Source organism: Arthrobacter sp. TB 23 (genome assembly GCF_000294595.1).
Classification (GTDB): domain Bacteria; phylum Actinomycetota; class Actinomycetes; order Actinomycetales; family Micrococcaceae; genus Arthrobacter_D.
The window spans coordinates 1-6954 of the sequence record NZ_ALPM01000081.1 but is presented as its reverse complement, the minus strand read 5'-3'; the positions used below and the strand labels follow the sequence as shown (position 1 = coordinate 6954).

General features: G+C 63.5%; 6 protein-coding genes and 1 pseudogene. 2 read left to right on the top strand and 5 right to left on the bottom strand.

The window, feature by feature from the left end:
• The 5 genes and pseudogenes from B384_RS20640 to B384_RS0112155 all read right to left on the bottom strand — a co-directional run.
• Window positions 1-257, bottom strand: a pseudogene (locus B384_RS20640) (hypothetical protein); the annotation flags it as partial.
• A gap of 24 nt (window positions 258-281) precedes the next feature.
• Complete coding sequence (gene scpB / locus B384_RS0112170) at window positions 282-932, bottom strand: SMC-Scp complex subunit ScpB (protein ID WP_019483382.1); 651 nt, start codon at window positions 930-932, stop codon at window positions 282-284.
• Window positions 929-1924 (bottom strand): segregation/condensation protein A, encoded by a 996-nt coding sequence (locus tag B384_RS18805; protein WP_019483381.1) that lies wholly within the window; start codon window positions 1922-1924, stop codon window positions 929-931. Before B384_RS18805 ends, scpB begins: the two co-directional genes overlap by 4 nt.
• 45 nt (window positions 1925-1969) lie before the next feature.
• Complete coding sequence (locus B384_RS0112160) at window positions 1970-2848, bottom strand: ParA family protein (protein WP_019483380.1); 879 nt, start codon at window positions 2846-2848, stop codon at window positions 1970-1972.
• Between the two features lie 339 nt (window positions 2849-3187).
• A complete protein-coding gene (locus B384_RS0112155; RefSeq protein ID WP_019483379.1) occupies window positions 3188-4621 on the bottom strand; it encodes a C4-dicarboxylate transporter DctA in 1434 nt (477 codons plus the stop codon).
• A gap of 120 nt (window positions 4622-4741) precedes the next feature.
• Between B384_RS0112155 and B384_RS0112150 the strand changes: the two genes are divergently transcribed.
• Both B384_RS0112150 and B384_RS0112145 read left to right on the top strand, forming a co-directional pair.
• Entirely contained in the window at window positions 4742-6382 is a 1641-nt protein-coding gene (locus tag B384_RS0112150) for a sensor histidine kinase (RefSeq protein WP_019483378.1), read from the top strand.
• Window positions 6375-6954, top strand: a 580-nt coding sequence (locus tag B384_RS0112145; protein WP_019483377.1) for a response regulator, incomplete at its 3' end; no start/stop codon positions are given. The genes B384_RS0112150 and B384_RS0112145, both read left to right, overlap by 8 nt.

The following is a 6954-nucleotide window of genomic DNA, read 5'->3' as shown; positions in this document are numbered from 1 at the left end:
GAGCCTGCACGGTCCGGACCCGCACCGCGGCTGGCACCGTCACGTGAGGAACCCTGGCGGGCGTCGCCGTCGCGCCCTGCCCCTGCAGCCGAGCCGCGACCGAAAGCGTCGCGTGCTGACCGGCCACGCGCTGACCCCGATCCGGTGCGGGGTGCACCGCCGCGTGCTGACCCGCCGCGGGGTGCACCCTCGCGGGGGCCATCCTCGTCGCGTTTGGGGTTGTTACGTCCGGAGCCGGAACGTGGCGCCTGTGTCATTGAATGTCCTTTTAGCTAGCGTATTTAGTACGTGGTGTCATCAAAGTCACCGAGATTTTCCAACCCGGGTAGATGTGGTGAAAGCTGAGGTAGGTCAGCAACGCTGCCAATACCCAATCTTTCCAGAAAGTACGGAGTTGTTCCGTACAGGATGGCGCCTGTCTCAGGATCGGTTGCCGCTTCGGCGATGAGACCGCGTAGCGCCAGGGTGCGTACCACCGAATCCACGTTCACTCCGCGGATTCCTGAAACTCTTGCCCGAGACACCGGTTGCCGGTAGGCGATGACGGCGAGGGTTTCCAAAGCTGCCTGTGACAGGCGGGCGCTTTGTCCTTCGAGCACGAACTTCGCCACTACCGGCGCAAACGTGCTGCGCGAGAAAATCCGCCATCCTCCGGCGACGCTGCGTAGCTCGAAGCCACGCGGCTGTGAAACCGCCGGATCGGTGGTGTGCCCTTCCGGGCCCTGACCAGTATAGCCGTCATACTCCTGCTGGAGTTCCACCAGCAACTCTCTGACTTCGAGGACGGGAACCATGAGCGCGGTGGCCAGCTGCATTTCGGTGACGGGCTCGTCGACCACCATGAGCACTGCTTCCAGTGCGGCTTTGACCCCACCCGGTTCGCCCGAGGGGTCAAAGAAGGTTTCGTCAGCGTCAGGTTCCTGGGCTTTCACGGTGATCCTTCAGCGGTTAGCGGTGCCGCGGCTGGCGGGGCCGGGGCTGGAGGTGGCGGTGCCGGATGGTCGTATTCCTCACTGATTGAGGCCGGGGACCAGTCTTTCGCCCCTGCGGACCAGCGAACGGTGAGGTTTCCGAGCGGAGCTCCCTGGTCAAAGGAAATCACAGCGTCACGGAACATTTCCAGTAGGGCAAGGAACCGGACCACGACGGTCAGCATGTCCTCGGCATCCTGGGTGAGTTGCCTGAACGATAGGGGGTGTCCTTCGCGGAGGCGAACCCCCAGCAGCTCCGCCTGTTCGCGAACGCTTACCGCTGAACCGTGGAGGTGCTCAACGCCCACCCTTGTGGGTGCTGCTTCGCGAGGTTCAAGTGCCTTGGCTGCCAGCGCAGCGAACTGCTCCGGGGTGGTCCGCCAGGTGAGCTCGGGCATCATCGCAGCGAATTGTGGTTCCAGGCTGACCTCCCGCGGCAACCGTTTGCCTTCTTCGGCCAGCCGCCCCCCCAGTTGCCGGGCGATTTCCTTGAAGGCCTTGTACTGCAGGAGCCGGGCAAACAGCAGATCCCGGGCTTCGAGCAGGGCCACATCCTCGTCGTATTCGACTTCACCGGCGGGCAGCAGCCGTGCAGCCTTGAGGTCCAACAGGGTTGCGGCGATCACGAGGAACTCGCTGGCTTCGTCGAGCGAGAAGTCCGCGTCGGTGCCCTGGAAAGCCCTGATGTAGCCGATGAACTCATCGGTGACCGTTGCGAGAGCTATTTCGGTGATGTCCAACTCATGTTTGGAGATAAGCCCCAACAACAGGTCAAACGGTCCGCTGAAGTTCTCGAGCCGTACGGTGAACCCGGCGGTTTCCGGCGCAGTCGCGCCGGCCGGGCCCCCCTCAATCTGGCCCCCCTCGGCCGGGCCCCCCTCCGAGGCGCCCCCGCCGTCACCGTTAGGGACAACGACGGCGGGAACGACGACGTCGGGCTCGGCGTCACGCACGAGCGTCGGCGCACTGCATGGAGAAGGGCGCGGCGCGCTGCATGGTTAGGGGGCGCCGCCGCGCGCGATCAGTTCCTTGGCGAGTCGGCGGTAGGAATCTGCTCCCGAGTGGTTGGCCGCGTACGAAGTGATCGGTTCCGCGGCGACCGTCGCATCGGCGAACTTGATGGTGCGCTTGATGACGGTCTCGAACACCTTGTCGCCGAAGGCCTCGACCAGCCGTGCAATAACTTCGCGGCTGTGCAGCGTCCGGGCGTCGTACATGGTGGCCAGGACGCCGTCGACCTGTAGTCGCGGGTTCAACCGGTCCTGGACCTTCTCGATCGTTTCGACCAGCAACGCAACAGCCCGCAGCGCGAAGAACTCGCAGATCAGTGGAATGATCACGCCGTGCGCTGCGGTGAGCGCGTTGACCGTCAACAGGCCGAGCGATGGCTGGCAGTCGATCAGGATGACGTCGTAATCATCCGAGACCTTACGGAGGGCACGGTCCAGTACCTGTTCGCGGGCCACCTCGTTCACCAACTGCACTTCGGCCGCTGACAGGTCGATGTTGGCGGGCAACAGGTCAACATTCTCGAACGCTGTGGTCTGGATGGCGTCCTGGATCTTAACTTTGCGGTCCATCAGCACGTTGTAGACGGTGACGTCCAGTTCATGCGGGTTGGTGCCGAGGCCTGCGGACAGCGCACCCTGGGGATCGAAATCCACCAGGAGCACGCGACGGCCTGCCTCGGCGAGCGCCGCACCCAGGTTGATGGTGGAGGTGGTCTTGCCGACGCCACCCTTTTGGTTCACCATGGCTATCACGCGGGCCGGTCCGTGGGAGGACAGGACCGGTGGTTCGGGGAACACCGTAACCGGGCGACCTGTGGGCCCAATCTCGGCGTCCTTCAGAGTTGTGGAACCCTGTTCGCTACTCACGTATGTATCCACGCTTCCGTTAATCGGTGTGCTGAAAGTATTGCTTGCTTACCTGCCCACAACGTTACAACCGGGGCTGCATTCCGACCGGTAAATCCGTCGGCACCGCCCGCGAGCCTTTAGTTTCAACTTGAGGTTCAAGCTTCCCGGGCCTGGTCCTGGAACCGGTTTTACACTAGTCCACCGGCCGACGTCGACCACTTGAATCCACCATTCCAGTCATCGGGGCCGGTCAGTGGGACAGTTCGCTGCGCACCACCCGCTGCGTCCGACAAACAGCAGAATAGGCCCCTCCCCAATCGGGAAGAGGCCTATTCAGGTTCTACAGGGACTGTGAGCCTAACGGGCAGCGACAACCCGACGGTCGTCGTCGCGATCACGAAGGTTGTCGACTGCCTTATCGGTGGTGACAGCTGAGCCGTCTTCGACGTCGTCGCCCAGGTGGTTGGACGTCATCGTCGCTTCGTCGAACGGCAGGCTACCGGACAGGACCTCGTCAACACGGACCCGGTCGATCTCATTGGTCCACTTACCGATCAGCACGGTGGCGACGGCGTTTCCGGTGAAGTTGGTCAGCGCGCGGGCCTCGGACATGAACCGGTCGATGCCGACGATCAGGCCAACGCCGTCCACCAGGTCCGGACGGTGCGACTGCAGGCCACCGGCGAGCGTGGCCAAGCCTGCACCCGTCACACCCGCTGCACCCTTGGAGGCGATGATCATGAAGATCAGCAGCGAGATCTGCTCGCCGAGAGCCAGCGGGGTACCGAGAGCGGACGCAACAAACAATGACGCCATAGTCAGGTAAATCGCTGTGCCGTCAAGGTTGAAGGAGTAGCCGGTGGGAACGGTGACGCCCACAACTGGCTTGGAGACGCCCAGGTGTTCCATCTTGGCGATCAGGCGTGGCAGTGCTGCCTCGGAGGACGAGGTGGAGAAGATCAGCAGGTATTCACGGCCGAGGTACTTCATCAGCTTGAAGATACTGACGCCGGTGACGAGCTTCAGCAAGCCGCCCAGGATCACCACAATGAAGAGGATGCAGGTCACGTAGAACGCAGCCATCAGTGTGAACATGCTGACGATCGCCTGGACGCCGGTTTCACCGACGACGGCGGCAATTGCGCCGAACGCGCCGATCGGGGCCAGCCACATCACCATGATGAGGATGCGGAAGACGAGTGCCTGGATGTGACCGATACCGCGGAGGATTGGCTTGCCAGCGGACCCCATCCCCTGCAAGGCGAAACCGACCAAAAGCGCAACGAAAAGGGTCTGTAGGATGCTGGTTCCGGTCAGGGAAGCGAGCAGCGTGACCGGGATGATGCCCAGCAGGAAGTCGGTGGTGCCGGTCGCCTCTGCGGGGTCACCGGCGTCGTAAGTGGCGCCGGAAAGGTCAAGGCCTTCACCGGGCTGGACGATGTTGCCGACAACCAGGCCGATGGCCAAGGCGAAGGTGGACATCAGCATGAAGTAGCCAAGAGCCAGGCCACCGACCTTGCCGACCGTCGCGGCTTTGGCGATGGACCCGATACCCAGCACAATGGTGCAGAAGATAATTGGAGCGATCATCATCTTGATCAGGCCGATAAAGCCAGCACCGATGGGCTTGAGGCTTTTCGCGAATTCCGGAGCCATCAGGCCGAGAATGGCGCCGAGGATCACCGCCGCAATCACTGCAATGTAGAGGAAATGGGTCTTGTCTACCCGCTTCTTGGGTTTCCCCTGTGCCGGCACGGGTGGCTGGCCTGCGGTGGATTTTGATGGCGCCATAGCCATACTCCTTCGGTGAATGATTCAAAGCTGTCTGTTCCATGCTCGGGCGTACAGTGATCTGAATCACCATTGCGTTCATACTGTTCGCAGCATCAATTGAAGGGAGCCGTTGAAACGGTGAGGAAATGGAGCCTGGCGCGGCAGTTCTTCGCCGGACAACTGGTGTTTGTGTTGGCCCTGACCGCTGCAATCTCCTGGGTGCTGTATCTGGATGCGGAGCAGAACACCTACGAGACCTCGGCTGACCGCATGTTGGCGATCGCCACCACTTTCGCCGACGACCCTTTTGTCAGCACCTCGCTCGAACTGGCCGACCCCAGTGCGGCACTTCAGCCGTATGCGATCGAGGTGATGGACGATCTCGGCGTCGATTTCATCACCATCATGGCCCCCGACCGCACCCGGTTCACCCACCGCAATCCCGAGGAGATCGGCAGCCGCTACATCGGCTCTGTGGAGCAGGCCCTCGCTGGCCGCTCGCACACCGAGACGTTCTCGGGCACCCTGGGTCCCTCGGTGCGGGCCATTATGCCGGTGACCGACGGCGACGGCGAGGTGGTCGCCATGGTGGCGGCCGGTGTCACCGTGAACACGGTCACGATTGCCCGGAACGCTCAGCTGCCGCTCCTCTTTCTGATCGCCGCTGGCGCTGTAACGGCTGGCGCTGCAGTGTCCTTCCTGCTCAGTCGCCACCTACGTCGGGCGACCCTGGGACTGGGGACGGACCAGCTCTCCCACATGTTCGTGTTTTACGACTCGGTGCTGCACTCCGTCCGCGAGGGTCTGGTCCTCACCAACCCCCGCGGTGAACTGGTGCTCTACAACGACCAGGCGGCCCACCTCCTCGGGCTGCCGCCCGCCAGGGCCGGGCAACCGACGGCTGCCGCCGGGCTGGACCTCCCGCCGTCGCTCGTCGAACTGCTGACCACCGGGCGGCAGGCGATCGATGAATTTCACGTCACCACCGACCGGATCCTCGTCGTCAACCAGGAAGCGGCGGTACCCGGCGGGGGCACGCGGGCCTCCGGGGCCAAACCCCTGGGCACCGTCACCACGCTGCGGGACCACACGGAGATCGAATCGCTGACCGGTGAGCTGCAGACCATGCGTACCCTCACCGACGCCCTTCGTGCCCAAACCCACGAACACGCCAACCGTTTGCATACCATCGTGTCGCTGATCGAACTGGACCGCCGTGCAGAGGCCCTGGACTTTGCCACCCGGGACCTGACCCGCTCGCAGCAGCTCACCGACGACGTCCTCGGCGCCCTTGACGAGCCGTTCATCACTGCGCTCCTGGTGGGCAAGGCGGCCCAGGCCAACGAGCGAGGGATCGAGCTGGCGATCGCCGTCGACGGCTCCATCGAAACCTCGCACCTGGATCCGAGCGCACTGGTGACCATCATTGGGAACCTGCTGGACAACGCATTCGACGCCGCTGCCGACTCCCTCGGACGCAAGGTGAGTCTCACCCTCGAACGCCGGGGCGACAACCTGGAGCTCGCGGTGCGCGATAGTGGGAGCGGACTGACGGCCGCTGGCACTGACGCCTTCACCCTGGGGTTCAGCACCAAAGAAACCGAGGTGGCAGGCGGCCCGGGGCGCGGACTGGGGCTGGCACTGGTGCGGCAGGCGGTGCAGCGGCTCGGCGGGGCCATTTCGGTGGCGAACGACGATGGCGCCCGTTTCACAGTCCTGCTGCCCCTCGACCCGACCACTACCTCCCCGACTCCACTTCCTGGAGGTACCCATGTCTGAGGACATCAGGGTCCTGGTGATTGAAGACGACACCATCACCGCCGAAGCCCACGCCGAATACGTCAGGCGGCTGGAGGGATTCAGCCTGGTGGGGGTGGCCCACAACGGGTCAGAGGCGATGGGATTCCTGGGCCCCGGTGCCGAGCGGGTGGACCTGGTGCTGCTGGACATGAACCTGCCCGACACTCACGGCCTGGACATTATTCGAAGGATCCGCGGAGCTGGCCTGCCCACTGACGTCGTTGCCATCACCGCCGTCCGTGAACTGCACATTGTCAGGTCGGCCATCTCCTCCGGGATCGTCCAGTACCTCATCAAACCGTTCACCTATTCAGCGTTCAGCGACAAGCTGACCAACTACCGTTCATTCCGTGACAAGCTAGTAGCGCAGGCGTCCTCCACCACCCAGTCAGAGGTGGACAACGCGCTGGCCGCGCTCCGCCCGCCCGCACAGGGGAGCCTGCCGAAGGGTCTGTCCCACGAGACGCTCAAGGGTGTGATCCTGATGCTCAAGCGGGGTGGGACCGCTGTCTCGGCGGTGGAGGTCGCGGCGGATCTGGCGCTGTCCCGGG

Bases quoted from the DNA above. Each gene is read 5' to 3' on its own strand.
- B384_RS0112155 (WP_019483379.1), bottom strand. From the start codon at position 4,621: ATGGCGCCATCAAAATCCACCGCAGGCCAGCCACCCGTGCCGGCACAG.